The sequence below is a fragment of the Pseudomonas sp. SAR267 genome, assembly GCF_052077595.1.
GTDB lineage: Bacteria > Pseudomonadota > Gammaproteobacteria > Pseudomonadales > Pseudomonadaceae > Aquipseudomonas > Aquipseudomonas vlassakiae.
This window is the reverse complement of the sequence record NZ_JBQIHU010000001.1, coordinates 910,050-932,312: the sequence shown is the minus strand read 5'-3', so window position 1 is coordinate 932,312 and position 22,263 is coordinate 910,050. Positions and strand designations below refer to the sequence as shown.

The window sequence follows — 22,263 nt, the reverse complement described above, 5'->3', positions numbered from 1 at the left end:
CTAACCCCGCTCAGTAGTGGCTCAGGTGGGCCTGCTTGACCAGGTCCTCATACAGGCGCGCGTAGGGTTCCACCGCCTGGCACCAGTTGAACGGCTGGGTCATCGACAGGCAGCGCATGGCATTGAGCAGGTCCTTCTTGCCGTAGGTATAGAAGGCACGGCTCAATGCTTCGCGGTAGCTGTCGACGGTCGATTCATCGAACAGGAAACCGGTAACGCCGTTCTCGATGGTGTCGGCCAGGCCGCCGGTGTTGCGTGCCACCGGCAGTGAACCGAAGCGCTGCGCGTACATCTGGCTCAGGCCGCAAGGCTCGTAGCGCGAAGGCATCAGCAGGAAGTCGCTGCCCGCGAACATGCGCCTGGCGTCGGTTTCGTTGAAACCGATGCGTACCCCGATGCGGCCAGGGTAGCGCAGGGCCAGCTCGCGCATGGCCTGTTCCTCTTCCGGCTCACCGCGGCCGATGATCGCAATCTGCCCGCCTTGCTCGACGATGTAGTCGGCAACGCCGAGGGTCAGGTCCAGGCCTTTCTGGTAGACCAGCCGCGAAACGACGGCAAACAGCGGCCCTTCGGAAGGTTGCAGCCCGAACAGCTTGCGCACGGCGTCGGTGTTGCGTGCCTTGCCTTCCCAGTCGTTGATGCTGAAGTTGTGCTCCAGGTGCTTGTCGGTGGCCGAGTCCCAGCTTTCGTCGATGCCATTGGGGATGCCGCCGAGCAGGCCTTGCTGGGCCTTGCTGGCCAGGAAGCCATCGAGCCCACAGCCGAATTCCGGGGTGGTGATCTCCTGGGCGTAGGTGGCGCTGACCGTGGTGATGTGGCTGGAGTAGGCAAGGCCGGCCTTGAGGAACGACAGCTTGCCGTAGAACTCCATGCCTTCTTGCTGCATGGCATGGTCGGGTATCGCCAGCTCCGGGCTGCAGCCGCGACTGTAGACGCCCTGATAGGCCAGGTTGTGAATGGTGAACAGGGTCGGTGTGTTCAGCCCGCGCCAGTGCATGTAGGCCGGTGCCAGGCCTGCGGGCCAGTCGTGGGCATGCACCACTTCTGGCTTCCAGTGGATCATGCCTTCGCCGGCGGCGATCTCCGCCGCGGCCAGGCCCAGGCGGGCGAAACGGATGTGGTTGTCCGGCCAGTCGCGACCGTTGTTGGCGCCGTAAGGGGTGCCGTCGCGCTGGTACAGCTCGGGGCAGATCAGCACATAGATGACCAAGCCGTCGGCCATGTCCATGCGGCCGATCTTGCAAGGCGGCAGGGCAGCGTGGCCGCCGAGCTCGCCGACGATGTGGATGGGATTGTCGCTTTCCACCACCTGCGGGTAACCCGGGATCAACACGCGGACATCATGCAAGTGCGCCAGGGCGCGTGGCAGTGCTGCGGAAACGTCGCCGAGGCCGCCGGTCTTGACCAGGTCGGCGATTTCCGAGGTGACGAACAGGATCTTGCGCTTGTTGGGGTTGTGCTGGCGTTGGGCGCCGGGTGCCGTGCCTGTCTTGGCGAAATCCGGGGTAAGCGGCTCGCGGTTGTCCGGTTTGAATGACTCTACGTGAGGCTCGACAGCGGCACTGATCATACTTCTCTCCGTCCCTAAGTGTTGGCAGGGTGCTGGCACCCTTGGTGTTATCTCGTGCGGTTCTCTCTGATTCGGCAATTGCGTGATGCTATCCATGCCCCGAAGCCGTGCGTGCAGGCACAACGCGATCGGCATTCCGGCCGAAGGCGCTTGGACTGGTTGGGGTAGGCGGGCCGTGCGAAGGAAGTCCTTTGCGATTGGCCTACTTAGTTGCTGACCCGCCACCATTTCCAAAAGTTCGACTTTTTTACGTCGCTCTTCCTCTGAGCAAATGGCGGGCCGAAACCTGAGTGTAGGAGAGCGGGCGATAAAAAGGTGACCCATTGGTCACTTCGGTTATGACCGAGATAGACGCAAACGTTGGCGAGTGTGACCGGATATGAACAGGGGTGTTCGAGGGTGGGGCAGAGCTGGCTCACGCGTGCGCCATCAGGTGACTTATCAACGTGTCGCGCACCAGAGTGGGGCGGGGTTGCAGCGCTGTGGGAGCGCGAAGCTCCCACCAGGAGAGAGGGGATGAATCAGAAACCGACGGTTTTGCCGTCGTCGCTACGTGCCTGTTCCAGCAGCATGTGCAATTGAGCGACCTGCTGGCGCAGCTGGTCACGTTCGTCCTTCAACTGGCGCAGCTCGTCGCGGCGCACGGAGACATAGAGGGTCTGGGTTGGAGTAGCAGGCATCAAGGTACCCATGGCACACCTCGCGGTTTTGGCTGGTGACAGTTAAAGCGTAGTCGCTTCACGCGGCGCGCATTCTGAATTCTTTCTCCGCCTAAGGGAACTTTTTTGTTTAACGTTGTCACGCCGTTCGTCGCTGAACCCTCAGGCGCCGTGCTGGACTAATCTGAAAAGTTGAACTGTGGTTGTCATTTATCTGGTAAGGGGAGCATCGGCTCATGCAATTGGGAATCGTCGGGCTGGGCCGCATGGGCGGCAATATTGCAAGGCGGCTGATGCGCGCCGGCCACCGCACCGTGGTCCATGACCGAAACCGTGAAGCCGTGGTCGGGCTGGAAGGCGAAGGCGCCCAAGGTGCCCACGACCTTGGCGCACTGGTGCAGAAACTCAAGGCGCCACGGGCGGTGTGGGTGATGCTGCCAGCCGGCGAGCCTACCGAGCAGACCATCGCCCAGCTGGCCGAGCTGCTGGAACCGGGCGATGCCATCATCGACGGGGGCAACACGTTCTATAAGGATGACATGCGCCGAGCGGCCGAACTTGGCAAGCGTGGGCTGCATTACCTGGATGTCGGCACCTCTGGCGGTGTGTGGGGCCTGGACCGCGGCTACTGCATGATGATCGGTGGCGAGAAGGCGGTGTTCGAGCGCCTTGAGCCGCTGTTCAGGGCACTGGCCCCGGGCGTCGGCGACATTCCGCGTACCCACGGCCGCAGCGGTGAGCACGAACGTGCCGAGCACGGCTATATTCATGCCGGCCCGCCTGGCGCAGGGCACTATGTGAAGATGGTGCACAACGGTATCGAGTACGGCCTGATGCAGGCCTATGCCGAAGGCTTCGACCTGCTGCGCAGCAAAGGCGGCACCGAGCTGCCGGAAGACCAGCGCTTCGACCTGAACGTGGCCGAGATCGCCGAAGTGTGGCGCCGTGGCAGCGTGGTCACCTCCTGGTTGCTTGACCTCACTGCCGATGCGCTGGTGGCCGACCCGACGCTTGCGCAGTTCAGTGGCTCGGTGTCCGACAGTGGCGAAGGCCGCTGGACCATCGACGCCGCCGTCGAACAGGCGGTGCCGGTACCGGTGCTGTCCAGTGCGCTGTTCGCCCGCTTCCGCTCGCGCCAGCAGCAGGGCACCTATGGCGACAAGATCCTGTCGGCCATGCGCCTGGGCTTCGGTGGCCACGTCGAGAAAAAAGACTGATGACCCAACAGACCATACCTGCTGCTCCGCCCTGCACGCTGTTCCTGTTTGGCGCCAACGGTGACCTGGTCAAGCGCCTGCTGATGCCGGCGCTCTACAACCTCAGCCGTGACGGTTTGCTGGACCGCAACCTGCGCATCGTCGGCGTCGACCACAACCCGGCCACGGCCGCCGAATTCGCCGAGCGCCTGCATGCCTTCATGCAGGCGCGCGACAAAGGCGGCGAGGGCGCTGCCAAGTGCCTCGACGAAAAGCTCTGGGCGCGGCTGGCCAAGCGCCTGGACTACCAGACCGGCGACTTCCTTGACCCGGCGACCTATGCGGCGTTGACCAAGCGCATCGAAAAAACCAGCCACGGCAATGCCATTTTCTATCTGGCCACTTCGCCACGTTTCTTCCCGGAGGTGGCTCAGCGCCTGGGCGACGCCGGGCTGCTCGACGAGTCGGCCGGTGGCTTCCGGCGTGTGGTGGTGGAGAAACCTTTCGGCACCGACCTGGCCAGTGCCGAGGCGCTCAATGCCTGCCTGTTGAACGTGATGAGCGAGCGGCAGATCTACCGTATCGACCATTACCTGGGCAAGGAAACGGTGCAGAACATTCTGGTCAGCCGCTTCTCCAATGGCCTGTTCGAGTCGTTCTGGAACAACCACTACATCGACCATGTGCAGATCACTGCCGCCGAGACAGTCGGTGTGGAAACCCGCGGCGCGTTCTATGACAACACCGGCGCGCTGCGCGACATGGTGCCCAACCACCTGTTCCAGCTGCTGGCAATGGTGGCCATGGAGCCACCGGCGGCGTTTGCCGCCGACGCGGTGCGAGGCGAGAAGGCCAAGGTGATCGGTGCCATCCGCCCCTGGTCGGCAAAAATGGCCCTGAAGAACTCGGTGCGTGGCCAGTACACGGCGGGCAAGCAGGGCCGCAAACAGCTGCCGGGCTATCGGCAGGAAAATAACGTCGCTGCCGACAGCCAGACCGAAACCTACGTGGCGCTCAAGGTGATGATCGACAACTGGCGCTGGGCCGGGGTGCCGTTCTACCTGCGCACTGGCAAGCGCATGAGCGTGCGCGACACCGAGATCGCCATCTGCTTCAAGCCCGCGCCCTACGCGCAGTTTCGCGAGTCGGAGCTGGAGCGGCCCAAGCCCAACTACCTGAAGATCCAGATCCAGCCCAACGAAGGCATGTGGTTCGACCTCCAGGCCAAGCGGCCGGGGCCGGAGCTGGTGATGGAGAACATCGAGCTGGGCTTTGCCTACAAGGACTTTTTCAAGATGACCCCGGCCACCGGTTATGAAACGCTGATCTACGACTGCCTGACCGGCGATCAGACCTTGTTCCAGCGGGCCGACAACATCGAGAACGGCTGGCGGGCGGTACAGCCATTTCTCGATGCCTGGGCCCAGGGCGGCGAGGTGCATGAGTACCCGGCAGGGCAGGACGGCCCCGAACAAGGCAATGAATTGCTGACCCGCGACAAGCGCGAGTGGCACAAACTGGGATGAAAGTGCTTTGTTGCCTGCCCGGGCCTCTTCCCGGGTAAACCCGCTCCCACAGGTACATCACTGGCTGCGAGGTAGTGATATCCCTGAGGGAGCGGGTTTACCCGCGAAGAGGCCCGGGCAGGCAAGCTTTGAAAAGGAGGTTTGATGCCCGCCCACATCGAAGACTACGCCCTGCTCGGCAACTGCCGCAGTGCCGCCCTGGTCAGCCGCGACGGCTCGATCGACTGGCTCTGCCTGCCGCGTTTCGACGCCCCGGCCGTGTTCGCTGCATTGCTGGGCAACGAAGAGAATGGCCGCTGGCGCCTGGCCCCCACCGACCCCATCGAACACAGCAGTCGCCAGTACCTGGGTGACACCCTGGTGCTGGAAACCACCTGGGTCACTGCCAGCGGCCGCGCCCGGGTGCTCGACTTCATGCCGCTGGGCGAAGTCAATTCGGTGGTGCGCATCGTCGAGGGCGTCACCGGTGAAACCCACTTCGAAATGGACCTGGTGCTGCGCTTCGACTACGGCCGCAGTGTGCCCTGGGTAGAAAAACTCGACCCGCTGACGCTAAGTGCGGTGGCCGGCCCCGACCGTCTGATCTTGAGCAGCAGCGTGGAGCCCCATGGCCTGGACCATCACACCGCCGCCCGTTTTCGCGTGGGTGCCGGCGAGCGGCAGGTCTTCAGCCTGCGTCATCAGTCTTCGCATTTGCCCGTGCAGCCCGACTGCGACATCGACCAGGCGCTGCAATACGCCCTCGCGCATTGGCAGGCATTCGCCGACCGTTGCCCTGAGGTCGGCCCCTACACCGGCCTGGTGCGCCGATCGCTGCTCACCCTCAAGGCCATGACCTATGCGCCCACCGGCGGTATCGTCGCAGCGGTCACCACCTCGCTGCCCGAGCGCATCGGCCACGAACGCAACTGGGACTACCGCTTCTGCTGGCTGCGCGACGCCACCATGACGTTGCTGGCGTTCATGAACCTTGGCTACTTCGATGAAGCCCAGGCCTGGCGTGAATGGTTGTTGCGCTCGGTGGCTGGCAACCCTGAACAGATGCAGATCATGTACGGTTTGGCTGGCGAGCGTGACCTGCAGGAATACACCTTGCCCTGGCTGGCTGGCTACGAGCACTCGCAGCCGGTAAGGGTGGGCAACGCGGCTGCCGAGCAGAGGCAGCTGGACATCTATGGCGAACTGGCCGATGCCATGGCCCAGGCGATCAAGGGCGGTTTGCCGCGTCACCCGCGCAGCGCAGCGATCTCCCGGCTGATCCTGCCCTATGTCGAGCGGATCTGGCGTGACCCGGACGAAGGCATCTGGGAAGTGCGCGGAGGCCGTCAGCATTTCGTCCATTCCAAGGTCATGGCCTGGGTCGCCTTCGACCGTGCCGCGGGGCTGGCCGACACCACCGAAGAAGGCCGCGAGCAGGGCCGTCACTATCGGCAGGTGGCCGACCAGATTCATCAGGAGGTCTGCGCCCGCGGGCTCGATGCCAGCGGCCAGCATTTCGTCCAGGCCTATGGCTCTACCGAGATGGACGCCAGCCTGTTGCAGATCGCCCTGACCGGCTTCCTGCCGGCCGAGGATCCGCGCTTTCAGCGCACCCTGGTGCAGATCGAGCAACGCCTGCTGAAGAACGGCCTGCTGTTGCGCTACGACAGCGACAGCTGCAGCGACGGGCTGACGCCAGGGGAGGGCACGTTCCTGGTGTGCTCGTTCTGGCTGGCCGATGTGTACGTGCTGCTGGGGCGCAAGGCCGAGGCCCAGGCGCTGTACGAAACGCTCACCGGGCTGTGCAACGACGTCGGCCTGCTGGCCGAGCAGTACGACCCTGCCGGCAAGCGCATGCTCGGCAACTTCCCCCAGGCGTTCAGCCACATCGGCATCATCAACACGGCGCTGAACCTGCACCGGGCACAAAGCCCGGCGCGTGATCGGGCACGATGTGACTAGGGGCGTCGTCAACTCCCGGAGTAGACTAGGGCAAACCCATTCTGCAAGGAGCACGCATGAGTGTTCGTGGCCACGATCGGCAGATCGACAACATCGAGTTCAACGTCAGCGACATCGCACGGAGCAAAGCTTTCTACGGTAGCGTGTTCGGCTGGCGCTTCACCGACTACGGGCCGACCTATACCGAGTTCAGCGATGGGCGCTTGACCGGAGGCTTCACCACTGGCGAAGCGGTGCGGCCGGGCGGGCCACTGATCATCCTTTATGCCGACGACCTGGAAGGCGCGCAACAGCGGGTCGAGGCCGCCGGATCGAAAATCAGCCGGGCTACCTTTGCCTTCCCGGGTGGTCGCCGTTTCCATTTCATCGACCCGGACGGATACGAGCTTGCTGTGTGGACGGCCCAAGCCTGATGGCCAACCACAAGATCGAAATCCGCCGTCGCAATATCGAGAAGATCCTCGTCGCCGCAGAAAAGGTGTTCGCCGAAAAGGGTTATGGCGCCACCTCGATGGGTGACATCGCCGAGCAGGCCGAGCTGCCGCGTTCCAACCTGCATTACTACTTCAGCACCAAGGATGAGTTGTTCCGCGCGGTGCTGCAGGACCTGCTGGATGTGTGGAAGCAGGACGCGCTGTGCTTCGAGAACTTCGAAGACCCGCGGGTGGTGCTGACCAGCTACATCCGCGCCAAGATGGGCCATTCGCGTTCACGGCCGCTGGGCTCGAAGATCTGGGCCGAGGAGATGCTGCATGGGGCGCCTGTACTGGGGGTGAACCTCGCTGAGAGCCTGGTGCCTTGGGCGAAGCTCAAGGAAGACAAGATTCGTCGGTGGGTGGCGGAGGGGCGCATCCTGCCGGTGGAGCCTTCGGCGCTGCTCTACATGATCTGGGCCTCGACCCAGCACTATGCCGACTTTGGCTATCAGGTGACGTTGCTGAACGAAGGTGAGCCATTGTCGGACCTGGCGTTCGAAAGCGCGGTGCAGACGGTGACCTGCGTGATCTTGCGCGGCATAGGCTTGGAACCGTGAGTGAGTGGGGCCGCTTTGCGGCCCTTCGCGGGCACGCCCGCGAAGGGCTGCGAAGCAGCCCCATCGATCTAGAGTACTCAGCTGGCCTCACGGTAGGGGTTGCGCGGATCCTGGGTCCAGTTCAGGTAAGGCTTGCCGGTATCCTGCGCCACCATCTCGATGCAGTTCTCCACCGGGCAGGTGATCTGGCACAGGTTGCAGCCCACGCATTCATCCTCGATCACGCTGTAGGCATGCGTCCCGTCAGCTTTCAAGGTGCTGGCAATCGCCTGGTGCGAGGTATCCTCGCAGGCGATGTGGCAGCGCCCGCAACCGATGCACGCCTGCTGGTCGATCTGCGCCACCGACTTGTAGTTGATGTCCAGGTACTTCCAGTCGGTGGTATGCCCCACGGCCTGCCCGCGGAAGGCTTGCAGGCTGCGGTGGCCGTGCTGGTCCATCCAGCGCGCAAGGCCATCTTTCATGTCTTCGACAATGCGGAAGCCATGCAGCATCGCCGCCGTGCACACTTGCACCGCACCGCTGCCCAGGGCGATGAACTCGGCGGCATCGCGCCAGTTGCCGATCCCGCCGATGCCGCAGATCGGCAAGCCGCGGGTTTCCGGGTCGCGGGCGATCTCGGCGACCATGTTCAGGGCGATCGGCTTGACCGCCGAGCCGCAGTAACCGCCGTGGGTGCTCTGGTCGCCGACGATGGGGTGGGCGACCATGCGGTCCAGGTCGACGCTGGTGATCGAGTTGATGGTGTTGATCAGCGACACGGCATCGGCGCCACCGCGGTGGGCGGCCCGGGCCGACTGGCGAATGTCGGTGATGTTCGGCGTGAGCTTGACGATCACCGGCAGCGAGCAGTGCATCTTGCACCAGCGGGTGACCATTTCGACGTATTCCGGCACCTGGCCGACCGCCGCGCCCATGCCGCGCTCAGGCATGCCGTGCGGGCAGCCGAAGTTCAGCTCGATGCCATCGGCGCCGGTGGCTTCCACCAGCGGCAGGATGAATTTCCACGACGCCTCCACGCACGGCACCATCAGCGACACGATCAGAGCGCGGTCGGGCCAGTCCTTCTTCACCTGGGTGATTTCCCGCAGGTTGATCTCCAGCGAGCGGTCGGTGATCAGTTCGATGTTGTTGATGCCCTGCACTTGGCGATTGGGCCCGTAGTGCGCCGAATACCGTGACGACACGTTGACCGCAGCCGGGTCCTCGCCCAGGGTCTTCCAGACCACGCCGCCCCAGCCGGCCTCGAAGGCGCGGACCACGTTGTAGGCCTTGTCGGTCGGCGGCGCGGAAGCCAGCCAGAAGGGGTTGGGCGCCTTGATGCCGGCGAATTCGATGGACAGATCGGCCATTTACGCTGCCTCCACGTTGAGCATGAGTTGGGCATGGATGGCTTCGGCGGCCAGCTTGCCGTGTTGCACGGCCTGGACGGTGAGGTCCTGGCCCAGGGCGGTGCAGTCGCCACCGGCGTACACGCCCGGGAGGCTGGTGCGCAGGTTTTCGTCGACGCGGATGCGTTCGCCGTCTCGCGCCAGTTGTGCGGCAACCGGGTCGCCGAGGCTGGCGTCGTCGAAGCGCTGGCCGATGGCTTTGAAGATGGCATCAGCAGCCAGTTCATAGGTCTCGCCCGTGTCGCGCAGGCGGCCGTCGGCCAGTTCGGTGCGCATGAAGCGCATGCCACGCACGCGGCCGTGGTCATCGAGCAGTACGCCGTCGGGGCGGGCCCAGGTGTGCAGGCGCACCTGGTTGGCCTTGGCGATGTCCTGCTCATGGCCGGTAGCGCCCATGTCGGGGTAACCGCGGCGGTACACCAGGTTGACGTCGCGGGCGCCCAGCCGGCTCATCTGCACGGCCATGTCGATGGCGGTGTTGCCGGCGCCGATCACCAGGCAGCGGTCGGCCAGCGGCAGTTGCGCCAGGTCGTCGGCCTGGCGCAGTTCGCGGATGTAGGCCGTGGCGGCGAGCAGGCCGGGGGCTTGTTCGTCATCCAGGCCAAGCTCGCGCACGGCGTTCAGGCCCAGGCCGAGGAACACCGCGTCGAACTGCTCGCGCAACTCGCCCAGGCCAAGGTTGGCGCCCAGGCGCTGGCCGTGGCGGATCTCGATACCACCGATGCCGAGCAGGAATTCCACTTCGCGCTGGGCATAATCGTCCACCAGTTTGTAGCGGGCGATGCCGTATTCGTTGAGGCCTCCGGCCTTTTCGCTGGCTTCGAACACCACTACGTCATGGCCGTGCATGGCCAGGCGGTGGGCGCACGACAGCCCGGCAGGGCCGGCGCCGACCACGGCAATGCGCTTGCCGGTAGCCGGCGAACGTTTGAACGGGTGCTCGCTGAACTGGGCATTGTCCAAGGCGTAGCGCTGCAACTGGCCGATCAGCACCGGGGCGCATTCTTGAGCATTGTTGCGCACGCAGGCTTGTTGGCAGAGGATCTCGGTGGGACACACGCGGGCGCAGCTGCCGCCGAGGATATTGGCCGACAGGATGCGCTCGGCGGCGCCTTGCAGGTTCTCGTCGCTGATGCGGTGGATGAACGACGGAATGTCGATTTCGCTCGGGCAGGCGTTAACGCAGGGGGCGTCGTAGCAGTACAGGCAGCGGGCGCTTTCGACGGCTGCCTGGCGGGCGGTGAGCGGCGGGGCCAGGTCGGTGAAGCGCTCGGCCAGCTGGTCGCTGCCGGCGCGCGGGCGCGGCAGATGGTTCAGGGCATCGATCACGGTTGTAGCCTCTCTTTTTTTATGGATGCAGACGAGCGGAATCGCGTTGGATTCGGGGGGGCTTTGCACCCCTTTCGCGACGCAAGGCCGCTCCCACAGGGGCTGCGCAGCAGCCCCGATGGCCTCAGCGCTGAACGGGGGTCGGGCGCTGTTGCTCGGCGCGTCGGCCCAGCACCTCGTACACCGAGGGATAGGCCGGGCGCTCCACGTAACGACCGGCGCCAGGCTCGGCGCGCAGGTCGCCATCGGCCCAGAGCACCTTGCCCTGGCTGATGGTGTGGCTGGGGATGCCGCGCACTGTGCGGCCTTCGAAAATGTTGAAGTCGACCCGCTGGTGGTGGGTCTGGGCGGAAATCGTGCGTGTGCCCTGCGGGTCCCACAGCACCAGGTCGGCGTCGGCGCCGACGCGGATGGCACCCTTGCGCGGGAACAGGTTGAAAATCTTCGCGGTGTTGGTCGAAGTCAGGGCGACGAACTCGTGCATCGACAGGCGCCCGCTGTTGACCCCGGCATCCCACAACACTGCCATGCGGTCCTCGATGCCGGCCGTGCCGTTGGGGATGCGGCTGAAGTCGTTGCGGCCCATGGCCTTCTGCTCGGCGCAGAAGCAGCAGTGGTCGGTGGCGGTGGTGTGCAGGTTGCCCGATTGCAGGCCACGCCACAGGGCCTCCTGATGCTCGCGTGGGCGGAATGGCGGGCTCATCACATAACCGGCGGCGGTTGCCCAGTCCGGGTTGCGGTAGACGCTGTCATCGATCAGCAGGTGGCCCGGCAGCACTTCACCGTACACCGGCTGGCCCTTGGCCCGCGCGTAGGTGATTTCGTCCAGCGCTTCACGGCTGGAGATGTGCACCACGTACAACGGCGTACCAATGGTTTCGGCAATGCGGATGGCGCGGCTGGCGGCTTCGCCTTCGACTTGCGAAGGGCGCGACAGCGGGTGCGCTTCCGGCCCGGTCAGGCCCTGGGCCAGCAGTTTTTGTTGCAGGTGGTAGACCAGCTCGCCGTTCTCGGCATGTACCGTGGGCACGGCGCCCAGTTGCAGGCAGCGCTCGAAACTGGCTACCAGCGTGTCGTCGGCCGCCATGATGGCGTTCTTGTAGGCCATGAAGTGCTTGAAACTGTTGACCCCGTGCTGGCTGACCAGCTCGCCCATTTCTTCGGCGACCTGTTCGCTCCACCAGGTGATGGCAACGTGGAAACCGTAGTCGCAGGCACTCTTCTGCGCCCAGCCGCGCCAGGTGTGGAAGGCCTCGAGCAGTGACTGCTGCGGGTTGGGGATGACGAAATCGATGATCGAGGTGGTGCCACCGGCCAGCCCGGCGGCGGTGCCGCTGAAGAAGTCCTCGCTAGCGACCGTGCCCATGAAGGGCAACTGCATGTGGGTGTGCGGGTCGATGCCGCCGGGCATCAGGTACTGGCCGCTGCCGTCGAGGATCTCGCAGTCGGCAGGGGCTTCGAGGCCTTTGCCGATGGCGCGGATCTGGCCGTCGACACACAGGACATCGGCGAGATAGCTCTCTTCATGGGTAACCACGGTGGCGCCACGGATCAACAGGGACATGCCGTCTTCCTCGCAGGCTGACCGGTCTGAGCCGGCTTTTGGAATTGTTATGCGCCAGTGGCTGAAGAAGGAGTTTTAATCCTGTCAGAACTGACAAGATTGGAATCTAGATGCAGTTTCAGGATTGTTCAAGAAAAAATTTTATCTGCTTATATCTGTATTATCTTATTGATAATAAAGGATAAATTTTTCAAATCCCCAAAATGGGGAGGCCTTTCACCATTTTGACGCACTTGACAAGAAGCCAAATTGGTCAAGATTTTCCATGCAAAATCAGCTGCTTGATTCCTGGCTTTGAGGCGCACGCCGCGCCGTTGAAAAAACAGGCTGCACCAGTTTGAAACCTGATGCAGGGGCCAGGGCCGGCCCAGGGTGGCGCAAGCGGCAGGCGAGGGAACCATCGTGCCCCCGCCTGCCGCGCAACAATGCTTTGCAGATCAGTTGATTACCTCCGGTCGGCGACGGCCGGCCGGGTTGGCGCAGGCCAACCCGGCACGCAATTTGAGTACGGCCACAACCGCCAGGCCGGACCGGAGGAGCATTACTGGTGGTGTGTGTACTCCGGCCATCGCGTTAGCCCGATGAGCGAACAACTAGAAGAAATCTGGAGAAGGCCCCATGCAACAGAGCAGATCGGAAGTGATCGAGCAGGCAGGCCTGTTCGAGCTGTCCGCAGGCAGTGACGTCCTCGACAGCCCGCGTTATAACCACGACATCGCGCCGACCAAGGTGCACCAGCGCACCTGGAACAAATGGCACATCACCGCACTGTGGGTGGGCATGTCCATCTGCGTGCCGACCTACACCCTCGGCGGCGTGCTCACGGCCTACTTCGGCCTGAGCGTGGGTGAGGCGCTGCTGGCGATTCTGCTGGCCAACCTCATCGTGCTGATCCCGCTGACCCTCAATGCCTTCCCAGGCACCAAGTACGGCATCCCGTTCCCGGTGCTGCTGCGCTCGTCGTTCGGCATCCTCGGCTCCAACGTACCGTGCCTGATCCGTGCGGTGGTGGCCTGTGGCTGGTTCGGCATCCAGACGATGTTCGGCGGTTTGGCCATCCACCTGTTCCTTGGCTCGATCTTCGACGGCTGGAAGGCGCTGGGCGGCACTGGCGAGGTAATCGGGTTCATGATCTTCTGGGCGTTGAACCTGTGGGTGGTGCTGCGCGGCGCCGAGTCGATCAAGTGGCTTGAAACACTGTCGGCACCGCTGTTGGTGGCGGTGGGTTTCGGCCTGCTGTTCTGGGCCTTGCCGCACATGTCGATGACTGAATTGCTGGCGCAGCCACCCAAGCGCCCGGAAGGTGCCAGCGTGGTCGGCTACTTCTGCGCCGGGCTGACCGCCATGGTCGGTTTCTGGGCCACGCTGTCACTGAACATTCCCGACTTCAGCCGCTACGCCAAGAGCCAGAAAGACCAGATCCTCGGGCAGATCTTCGGCCTGCCGCTGACCATGTTCCTGTTCGCCTCGCTGGGGGTGGTCATGACGGCAGCGTCCGCCTCGCTGGTGGGTGAGACGGTGTCCGACCCGGTCAGCCTGATCGGCAAGATTCATAGCCCTGGCTGGGTCGCGCTGGCCATGGCGCTGATCGTGGTCGCCACGCTGTCGACCAACACTGCCGCCAATATTGTCTCGCCGACCAACGACTTCCAGAACATCGCGCCGCGCCTGATCGGGCGCAGCCGCGCGGTGTGGCTGACCGGCTTCATCGGCCTGGCGCTGATGGGCCACGAGTTGCTGAAGAAGCTCGGCTGGATCGTTTCCGACCTGAGCCTGGAAAGCGTCTATTCCAACTGGTTGCTGGGTTACTCCAGCCTGCTCGGGCCGATCGCCGGGATCATGGTGGTGGACTACTTCCTGATCCGCCGCCAGCACCTGGACCTTGCCGGGCTGTACCGCGACGACGTGTACCCGGCATGGAACCGGGCGGGCTTCGCCGCCTTCGCCGTGCCGGTGGCGCTGACCGTGCTGGCCATCGGCAACAGCAGCTTCAGCTGGTTCTACGACTATGGCTGGTTCACCGGGTCGCTGCTGGGCGGGGCGCTGTACTACGCCCTGGGCGGCGTGGCGGTGCGCGGGCCTGCGATTGCGCCAGTACACACCAATAAAAATGCCTGAGGAGAAACACCATGAGCCAATCCCAGCATGTTCTGAAATCAACCGAGCGCCACGTCGACAGTGCACGTCTGTGGCAGTCGCTGATGGACCTTGCCCGCCTCGGCGCCACACCCAAGGGCGGCGTGTGCCGGCTGGCGCTCACCGACCTCGACCGCCAGGCTCGCGACCTGTTCGTGCAATGGACCGAGGCTGCCGGTTGCAGCGTCAGTGTCGATGCGGTGGGCAACATCTTCGCCCGTCGCCCAGGGCGCAACCCCAAGCTGCCACCGGTGATGACCGGCAGCCATATCGACACCCAGCCAACCGGCGGCAAGTTCGATGGTTGTTTTGGTGTGATGGCCGGGCTGGAGGTGCTGCGCACCCTCAACGACCTGGGCATCGAGACCGAGGCACCGCTGGAAGTGGTGGTGTGGACCAACGAGGAGGGCTCGCGCTTTGCGCCTTGCATGATGGGCTCGGGTGTGTTCGCCGGCAAATTCACCTTGGAAGAAACCCTGGCCAAGCGCGACGCCCAAGGCGTTTCCGTCGGCGAAGCGCTGGACGCCATCGGCTATGCCGGCCAGCGTGCAGTGCTTGGCCACCCGGTGGGTGCCTACTTCGAAGCCCATATCGAACAGGGGCCGATCCTCGAGGACCAGGCCAAGACCATCGGTGTGGTGCTCGGCGCCCTGGGCCAGAAGTGGTTCGACCTGACCCTGCGCGGCGTCGAGGCCCATGCCGGGCCGACGCCGATGCACCTGCGCAAGGACGCCCTGGTGGGCGCCGCAGCCGTGGTCGAAGCGGTCAACCGCACCGCCCACGCGCATCAGCCTCACGCCTGCGGCACAGTCGGGTGCCTGCAGGCCTACCCCGGCTCGCGCAACGTGATCCCTGGCGAGGTGCGCATGACCTTGGACTTCCGTCACCTGGAGGGCGACCAGCTGCAAGCGATGATTGCCGATGTGCGCACGGTGATCGAGGCGACCTGTGCCAAGCATGGCTTGAGCCATGAACTGGTCCCCACGGCGGACTTCCCGGCGCTGTACTTCGACCGCGGTTGCGTCGATGCCGTACGCCAGTCGGCGCAGGCCCTGGGCTTGCCGCACATGGACATCGTCAGCGGGGCAGGGCATGACGCGATCTTCCTGGCCGAGCTTGGGCCGGCGGGGATGATCTTCGTGCCTTGCGAGAATGGCATCAGCCACAACGAGATCGAGAACGCCACGCCAGAGGACCTGGCGGCAGGATGTGCCGTGCTGCTGCGGGCCATGCTGGCGGCGTCGGAGGCGATCGCCAGCGGGCGCCTGGCGGCATAGCAATGCACTGAAAGGGGCCGCTTTGCGGCCCCGGCGATCTCAAGACTGAACGGCGACCAGGCACCCATCACGGTCGACATGGTAACGCTGCAGGTCCTGAGCCAAGGTCAGGTGCCCACTGTAGTGAGCCAACGCCTCATCCCGCACATCACCAATGCACGGGCTGCGCTTCGGATCCCCCTGGTACCGCGCACTGAAATGCGTCAGTACCAGATTGCGCACCCCTGCCGCTTCAGCGAACTGCGCCACCGCCGCCGCCGTACTATGCCCGAACGCGTTGCCACTGCGCTCGACGATGGGCTGGGTATAGGTCGCCTCATGCACCAGTACATCCGCGTCCTTGGCGACCTCGGCGAGCAATGCCGGGTTGTCGTTGTCGCCACAGACGATCACCCGCCGCGGCGGCCGAGAGGCTTTCAGGTAGTCACGCGGTTCGAGCCGCTGCCCGTCAAGCTCGACCATCAGTCCCTTGGCCAGATCGCCCCACAACGGCCCACGCGGGACCCCTTCAGCCACCAACCGCTGAATGTCCAGGCGTGGTTCAGGGTTCAGTTCGGTGAACACGAAGCCCACGCTCGGCACCCGGTGCGACAGCTGCACGGTACTGACCTGGATGTGTTCGCTCTGCCACTGCCCCAGCCCCTCGACCGGCAACAAGCGCAGTTCGAACGGCAGGTGGGTTTCGCTGGCCGCCAGGCTCAGTCGCACCCAGTCCTGCAAAGCGGCGGGCAAGATCAGGTCCAGGGGTTCGCTGCGCCCGCCCATTGCGGCACTGGCCAACAGCCCCGGCAGGCCGAAACAATGGTCGCCATGCACATGGGTAATGAAGATGCCGCGCAGGTCGCGTACCGAGAGCGAACTGTGCAGCAGCTGGTGCTGCGTGCCTTCGCCGCAATCGACCAGGTACCAGTGTCTGCCGCTGGCTTCGATGACGGCGGTGGCGCTGACGTTGCGGGCTTTGGTGGGCACCCCGGAGGAGGTGCCCAGAAACTGCAGGTCCAATGCTTTGCTCCATGCTTGGGGGAGCCACACCTTAGACGGATTGCTGCAGGGCGTCGATGCTCAAGGCTCGGCGGGGGTGTCCTGCCGCCAGATCAGCTTGCTGGTGTCATAACCCTGCTTCTGGGCAATCGTCAGCAGCTGGTCACGCGTCTGGTCGGTAATTGCCGGCGTGCGCGACAGCAGCCACAGGTATTCGCGGTTGGGGTGGCCAACCAGTGCCACGCGGTAGTCCTTGTCGTGGTACAGCACCCAGTATTCACCCTTGGTCAGCCCCGGCGCCAGGCGGCTGAACCAGTTATCGAAGCGCACCCAGAGCTTGTCGGTCCGGCCCGGCACCTGGGCTTCGGCAATACCACGGGCTTCGTTCAAGGTGCCGTCTTTTTCCTTGCAGCGGTTGGTCACGTCGATACGGCCATCTTCGCGCAAGCCGTAATGGGCTTCGGACTGCACACAGTTGCGCTGGAAGAACATCGGCAGACGTGCAAGCTCGTACCAGGTGCCCTGGTAGCGTTGCAGGTCGACCTGTTCGGTGGACGGCGGGGTGTGGTGATCGTCGTTGGAACCGACGCAGCCCATCAGGGCCACGGTCATGCAGGAAAGCATCAGGGCCGTGCGCATCGCCATGGCAAATCTCCTGTCAGCGGGTGTGAGTGTTGCTTATGGTTGGATGCGGGCGAGGTGTAAAAGTTGTATTGGTTGTTCCTGGCTTAAGTTATTTGGCGCCTGTGAGATCGAGCGCCGCCCGCGCGGCGCATCGCGGGCAAGTCGGATCGCCGCACCGCCGCTCCCACATCTGTTTCGGGCCAGTTACTCCTGTACCGCCAACAGGATCCGCCTTGGTGCATGACTGGAGACAAGTGGAGCGACATCAGCGCCCACTCAGATGCATCGCCATACCAACAAGGCGGTCCCTGTTGGCTTCACAGGAGAGACTGGCCCGAAACAGATGTGGGAGATTCTATGGTTTTCAGCAAGCCAGTTTCCCACCTTTGGTGACGTATTCGTCCTGATTTTTCATCAGGGCGAATGCCACCCGCGCGAGCTTTCTAGCCAGGATTACCAGAGCTTGAGTTGTTGCTTTACCAGATTTCCGGTGCTGTTCATAAAGCCCTTTCCAAGCGGCCGATCTGCTGGCTGCCATCGCAGCGTTATGCAATAGGCGACGAATTTCTGAGCAACCTCGCTTGGTGAGACGACGCCGTCCATTTTTCTGTCCAGAATCACTAACCCGTAAATCCATTCCCAAAAAGGCGATGTACGAGTCGCTACTTTTGAATTCGCCCCTCATAAAAGCCATCACCAATGCTGCGGCGGTGAGAAAACCAATGCCCTCTACTGCCTGACAGCGAGCGACTTGCTCCTGCAGCCCAGCTTCTCGCAACACTTCCTTGATCTTCTGTTGGATCAACTTGTCCAGCCGATCTATTGATTTCACAAAGGTTTCGAAGGCGGCTTGCAAGAGGCTTTCGTTAGCCCAGCTCTGGGTCATCGCAGTGCGAGCAGTCACCAGGGCGGCTCTGCGTCGCAGAAGGCTTTGAAGCTTGCCGTAGACCGCTGGAGGGGGGCTCCAAGGGCGAAGGTCCTCGCCTTCATTTTTCAGAAAACGGGACAGCAATCGAGCATCGGAAGGGTCAGTTTTAACCCGGCCTCCAACGCTTTTTCGGTAGTTGCTCAGTTGAAAGCCATCAATGACATAAACCTCGAAACCCAGGCTATGGGCCTGCTCAACCAAGTCCAGGTGGTAGACATTGGTCGCCTCAACAGCAATTGCAGTATTGAGGGGCTGCTGTTTCAGCCAGCGTTTGATTTCGGGTTTGGAGTTTTTCAGTCTGATAATTTCATCGCGATCATCGTGGTGGATAACCAGCTCAGCTTTCGCGACATCCGCACCCACGATTAACTTACCTGCCTGCATTGCCATGGGCGGCTCCTCACGTTATGGTTTTTCGGCTTGAAGGGGTTTCACCAAGAGGCGCTGGCTTGCTTCTATCGTCGCTTGCAAACGATGCATTCTTTATCGGCGCTTTGGTGGAAGGGGTGGGGCGATGTCTCCCACGGTCTGTACTGCTGCTAACAGTCAGAATCGGGCATTTAGTCCCACCACCCCTTCAAGTCTAACCATACAAGCGGGCTTGCCCGCGATGCGCCGCGCGGGCGGCGCTCGATCTCACAGGCGCTACAAATCTGTCGGCAGGCACCTGTCAGCCCTCACCCATTCTCCGGCGGTAAATCAAACGATCCCGTCTCGACTTCGCCCTTACGCACATAGCGGGCAATGATCACGCCCTTCGGCGTTACCTGCGAATGTTTCAGGGTGAAAACCCCAGGCGCCGCATTATCACTGAACAACCGCTTGCCATGCCCCAGCAACACAGGGTGAATGAGCAACTGAAGCTCATCGACCAGCCCGGCGGCGAGCAGTTGCTGCACCAGATTGGCACTGCCCTGGGTCAGCAGATCAGCGCCGTGCTGCTGCTTCAGGGCTCGCACCGCTGACACAATATCCGCGCCCAGCGCATGGCTGTTATGCCATTCGAGACTGTCGGGATCATGGGTGGCGACATGCTTGGCCACGCTGTTGAACAGCTTGGCGATGGAGAAGTCCTCGGTATCGTCTTTCACCTTCGGCCAGTAGCCGGCAAAGATGTCATAGGTGCGCCGCCCCAGCAGCAATTCGAACCGTTGGCTGAACAACGCCTGCATGGCCTGGCCAAACACTTCCTCGGCATGGGGCACGAGCCAACCGCCAAAGGTGAAACCACCGCTGGTGTCTTCCTGAGGGCCACCGGGGGCCTGCATGACCCCGTCGAGGCTGACGAAGGCGGCTACGATAAGTTTGCGCATGGGGCTCTCCTGAAAGGCTTGCCGATGTGATGATTCACCCTATGGTCGAACGGCGCGCGGCGATTTCGACAGGGCATGCAGTCCCGTTTTTGGCACAAGCACGGTCACCTGCCTGGGTTACCATCCATGCCGTGAATCCTTTCCCCACAGGAGTGCCGCCCGTGACCGAATACACCGCGCTCAAGGTCGAACTGACCGACAACATCGCCCATGTGCAGATCAACCGCCCGGAAAAGATCAACGCCATGAACGCGGCCTTCTGGACGGAAATCGTCGATGTCTTCCAGTGGATCGACGACACCGAGGCCGTGCGCGCAGTGGTGATCAGCGGTGCCGGCAAGCACTTTTCCGCCGGTATCGACCTGATGATGCTGGCGTCGCTGGCCGGGCAGATGGGCAAGGATGTTGGCCGCAACGCACGCTTCCTGCGCAAGACCATCCAGCGCCTGCAGGCCTCCTTCAATGCCGTGGACAACTGCCGCAAGCCGGTGCTGGCGGCGGTCCAGGGCTACTGCATTGGCGGCGCAATCGACCTGATCTCGGCCTGCGACATGCGCTATTGCAGCCGCGATGCGCAATTCTCGATCAAGGAAATCGACATGGGCATGGCCGCCGATGTCGGCACCTTGCAACGTTTGCCACGTATCATCGGCGACGGCATCATGCGTGAGCTGGCCTTCACCGGGCGCAATGTAGAGGCTGACGAGGCGCTGCGCATCGGCCTGGTCAACCGGGTCTATGATGATCAGGCCGCGTTGCTCGACGGGGTCTTTGCCATCGCCCGCGAGATTGCCGCAAAATCGCCGATCGCCGTGGCCGGCACCAAGGAGATGCTCAGCTACATGCGTGACCATCGCATCGACGATGGCCTGGACTACATCGCCACCTGGAACGCCGCGATGCTGCAGTCCGAAGACCTGCGCGTGGCCGTGGCGGCGCACATGAGCAAACAGAAACCGACGTTCGCCGACTGACCGGGCCGGGGGACGCAGCAAAGGAACCCCCGACATGTCAGCTCGCTGGACTACCGCAGTACTCGACCCACAGATCACCGGGGGGCTGGCCGTGGCCCGCAGCCCGGAAGGGTTCCTGGTGGACGCCAACGGCGCGCTGTTCCCCCGCGACTGGCTCAAGCGGCAGGACCTGGAGGTGCTGTGCGAGCACGGTATCGGCCATTTCGATGGCGAGCCGGTATTCCTGCTGGAGCTGCGCAGCGCGACCGAAGTACCGGGTTGCAGTTGGCGTGGCCTGCGCGCGTTCATGCTGGAAGGCGACTTCGACACCTACAAGGTGCTGGGCTATGCCGCGCAGATCGGCACCTGGGCCCGCGAGCACCGCTTCTGCGGCAGTTGCGGCCAGGCGATGACGCAGATCCGCTGGGAGCGGGCGATGTACTGCCAGCCCTGCGACCTGCGCAGCTATCCGCGCATCTCGCCGAGCATGATCGTACTGGTGACCCGTGGCGACGAGATCCTGTTGGCCCGTTCGCCGCGCTTCGTCACAGGCGTGTACAGCACCCTGGCGGGCTTTGCCGAACCGGGCGAATCCGCCGAAGACTGCCTGGTACGAGAGGTGCGCGAAGAGGTGGCGGTGGAGGTGCGCAACATCCAGTACATCGGCAGCCAGTGCTGGCCGTTCCCGCACTCGATGATGCTGGGCTTCCATGCCGAATACGCCGGGGGCGAGATTGTCATGCAGCCGGACGAGATCGAGGACGCCAAGTGGTTCAGCGTGCACGACTTACCGCCACTGCCGGCCGGGCGGTCCATCGCCCGATACTTGATCGACCTTTACGTGGCGCGCCGCGTAGGCCTGCCCGAACCAGTGCTGCCACGCTAGGTTTGTGGTTATCAAGGGGACTGTCATTTCTGATAGTTGCTGAGCCCGAATTGAACTTTACAATGGCAGGGGCCGTTAACCTGAAGGGGAAATGCCTACGTTGATCTCAGTTTAGTCCCCGGCAGCAGAGTTGTGGCGGCGATTTCAAGGAGAGTCTTATGCATTACGGTGGTCGCGCCAAATTACCTGTCTCTCGCGCCTATACGCCTTATGGTTATAACCGTACTGCCACAACTGAATCGCTACTGGGATTCAACGCGCAGTTGCGAGACTCCTTTACAGGCTTTTACATGCTGGGTAATGGCTATAGAGCTCTCAGTTGTGCATTGCAAAGGTTTCTTTCGCCCGACATCTTGAGCCCATTTGATAGGGGTGGAATAAATACTTATGCTTATTGCGCTAGTGATCCTGTTAATCGTGTTGATCCATCAGGGCGCATGAGCTGGCTTAAGGCATTATTCCAAAAATCGATAACTTTTGAGGACGATTATCAAGTTTTGTTCCCGGGTCGGAAGGGGGTCTCATCAACCACATTTCATAAGGAAGTTTTTAAGACTGGTAACGCGGGGTTTGTAACGCATGGCCACGCTGACGGCAGCCCGCGGCTTATGAATGAACATGGGAATATGGTATCTGCCAGAAAAGTAGCAATGAAGGAAATTGCTCCTAGACTGAAGGGGTTGAAATCTTATCGAGCCGATCCAAATAAGCCAATTTATCTGATTGCTTGCAAGTCAGGGGCGAGCGGTGCAGCACAGGAAGTCGCTAATGCGTTGAATAGACCAGTGATTGGATACCGTCACAATGTGCTGACGCCTGACGATTGGTTTATGAACACGCAAGCAGAAAATCATCCCTGGTTAGGGCTTTTCGAGCTACCTCCAGTACCGTACGTTCGAAGAACCGCCACCCCGATAACTTTCAATCCCGTTGGCCGAATACGCCGTAAGGAATAG

At 62.7% G+C, this 22,263-nt stretch carries 19 protein-coding genes; 10 read left to right on the top strand and 9 right to left on the bottom strand.

The genetic code is table 11. The annotated features are described in order from the left end of the window. Window positions 1-10: 10 nt before the first annotated feature. Window positions 11-1,570 carry a glycogen synthase GlgA gene (glgA, locus tag ACTORR_RS04730; RefSeq protein WP_176507503.1) on the bottom strand — a complete coding sequence of 520 codons (1,560 nt, stop codon included), beginning with the start codon at window positions 1,568-1,570 and terminating at the stop codon, window positions 11-13. 521 nt (window positions 1,571-2,091) lie between these two features. Beyond that, window positions 2,092-2,262 carry a DUF6026 family protein gene (locus ACTORR_RS04725; protein ID WP_219824750.1) on the bottom strand — a complete coding sequence of 57 codons (171 nt, stop codon included), beginning with the start codon at window positions 2,260-2,262 and terminating at the stop codon, window positions 2,092-2,094. A 203-nt stretch (window positions 2,263-2,465) separates the two neighbouring features. Here ACTORR_RS04725 and gnd point away from each other — a divergent pair, with 203 nt between their 5' ends. The 5 genes from gnd (at window position 2,466) to ACTORR_RS04700 (ending at window position 7,925) form a co-directional block, all read left to right on the top strand. Continuing rightward, window positions 2,466-3,446, top strand: a complete 981-nt coding sequence (gene gnd / locus ACTORR_RS04720) for a phosphogluconate dehydrogenase (NAD(+)-dependent, decarboxylating) (RefSeq protein ID WP_099815390.1) — start codon at window positions 2,466-2,468, stop codon at window positions 3,444-3,446. Then, window positions 3,446-4,951: a glucose-6-phosphate dehydrogenase gene (gene zwf / locus ACTORR_RS04715; RefSeq protein WP_099815391.1), complete on the top strand. Its 1,506-nt coding sequence runs from the start codon at window positions 3,446-3,448 to the stop codon at window positions 4,949-4,951. Before gnd ends, zwf begins: the two co-directional genes overlap by 1 nt. A 144-nt stretch (window positions 4,952-5,095) precedes the next feature. Then, window positions 5,096-6,892, top strand: coding sequence for a glycoside hydrolase family 15 protein (locus tag ACTORR_RS04710; protein ID WP_054886297.1), 1,797 nt, complete (start codon window positions 5,096-5,098; stop codon window positions 6,890-6,892). Window positions 6,893-6,948: 56 nt separating this feature from the next. Beyond that, window positions 6,949-7,305: a VOC family protein gene (locus ACTORR_RS04705; protein WP_054886298.1), complete on the top strand. Its 357-nt coding sequence runs from the start codon at window positions 6,949-6,951 to the stop codon at window positions 7,303-7,305. After that, window positions 7,305-7,925, top strand: a complete 621-nt coding sequence (locus tag ACTORR_RS04700) for a TetR/AcrR family transcriptional regulator (RefSeq protein ID WP_054886301.1) — start codon at window positions 7,305-7,307, stop codon at window positions 7,923-7,925. The genes ACTORR_RS04705 and ACTORR_RS04700 overlap by 1 nt, the downstream gene beginning before the upstream one ends. 77 nt (window positions 7,926-8,002) lie before the next feature. On the opposite strand, the gene preA is transcribed toward ACTORR_RS04700, so the two are convergent. The 3 genes from preA to hydA form a co-directional block, all read right to left on the bottom strand. Further along, window positions 8,003-9,277 (bottom strand): NAD-dependent dihydropyrimidine dehydrogenase subunit PreA, encoded by a 1,275-nt coding sequence (gene preA, locus ACTORR_RS04695; RefSeq protein WP_313365806.1) that lies wholly within the window; start codon window positions 9,275-9,277, stop codon window positions 8,003-8,005. Beyond that, window positions 9,278-10,645, bottom strand: coding sequence for an NAD(P)-dependent oxidoreductase (locus tag ACTORR_RS04690; protein WP_054887222.1), 1,368 nt, complete (start codon window positions 10,643-10,645; stop codon window positions 9,278-9,280). Window positions 10,646-10,769: 124 nt separating this feature from the next. Next, a complete protein-coding gene (gene hydA / locus ACTORR_RS04685) occupies window positions 10,770-12,209 on the bottom strand; it encodes a dihydropyrimidinase (protein WP_054887221.1) in 1,440 nt (479 codons plus the stop codon). A gap of 618 nt (window positions 12,210-12,827) precedes the next feature. Here hydA and ACTORR_RS04680 point away from each other — a divergent pair. Together ACTORR_RS04680 and ACTORR_RS04675 are read left to right on the top strand one after the other, a co-directional pair. Further along, window positions 12,828-14,327 carry an NCS1 family nucleobase:cation symporter-1 gene (locus ACTORR_RS04680; protein ID WP_054887220.1) on the top strand — a complete coding sequence of 500 codons (1,500 nt, stop codon included), beginning with the start codon at window positions 12,828-12,830 and terminating at the stop codon, window positions 14,325-14,327. Window positions 14,328-14,338: 11 nt separating this feature from the next. After that, the gene (locus tag ACTORR_RS04675; protein WP_054887219.1) at window positions 14,339-15,622 is read left to right on the top strand and encodes a Zn-dependent hydrolase; all 1,284 of its coding nucleotides are present in this window, start codon (window positions 14,339-14,341) and stop codon (window positions 15,620-15,622) included. A 39-nt stretch (window positions 15,623-15,661) separates the two neighbouring features. Here ACTORR_RS04675 and ACTORR_RS04670 read toward each other — a convergent pair whose 3' ends face one another. The 4 genes from ACTORR_RS04670 to ACTORR_RS04655 form a co-directional block, all read right to left on the bottom strand. Beyond that, window positions 15,662-16,624, bottom strand: a complete 963-nt coding sequence (locus ACTORR_RS04670; protein WP_054887218.1) for an MBL fold metallo-hydrolase — start codon at window positions 16,622-16,624, stop codon at window positions 15,662-15,664. A 60-nt stretch (window positions 16,625-16,684) separates the two neighbouring features. After that, window positions 16,685-17,248: a lipocalin family protein gene (locus ACTORR_RS04665; protein WP_099815396.1), complete on the bottom strand. Its 564-nt coding sequence runs from the start codon at window positions 17,246-17,248 to the stop codon at window positions 16,685-16,687. A 343-nt stretch (window positions 17,249-17,591) separates the two neighbouring features. Further along, on the bottom strand, window positions 17,592-18,545 hold the full coding sequence (locus tag ACTORR_RS04660) for an IS110 family transposase (RefSeq protein WP_212632438.1): 954 nt from the start codon (window positions 18,543-18,545) through the stop codon (window positions 17,592-17,594). 287 nt (window positions 18,546-18,832) lie between these two features. Next, the gene (locus ACTORR_RS04655) at window positions 18,833-19,468 is read right to left on the bottom strand and encodes a dihydrofolate reductase family protein (protein WP_313366067.1); all 636 of its coding nucleotides are present in this window, start codon (window positions 19,466-19,468) and stop codon (window positions 18,833-18,835) included. Between the two features lie 161 nt (window positions 19,469-19,629). On the opposite strand from ACTORR_RS04655, the gene ACTORR_RS04650 reads away from it, so the two are divergent. From ACTORR_RS04650 to ACTORR_RS04640, 3 genes are all read left to right on the top strand, one after another. Then, entirely contained in the window at window positions 19,630-20,442 is an 813-nt protein-coding gene (locus ACTORR_RS04650) for a crotonase/enoyl-CoA hydratase family protein (protein WP_054887235.1), read from the top strand. Window positions 20,443-20,476: 34 nt separating this feature from the next. Beyond that, window positions 20,477-21,307, top strand: a complete 831-nt coding sequence (gene nudC, locus ACTORR_RS04645; protein ID WP_099815398.1) for an NAD(+) diphosphatase — start codon at window positions 20,477-20,479, stop codon at window positions 21,305-21,307. Window positions 21,308-21,465: 158 nt separating this feature from the next. Next, window positions 21,466-22,263 carry an RHS repeat-associated core domain-containing protein gene (locus tag ACTORR_RS04640; protein WP_313365508.1) on the top strand — a complete coding sequence of 266 codons (798 nt, stop codon included), beginning with the start codon at window positions 21,466-21,468 and terminating at the stop codon, window positions 22,261-22,263.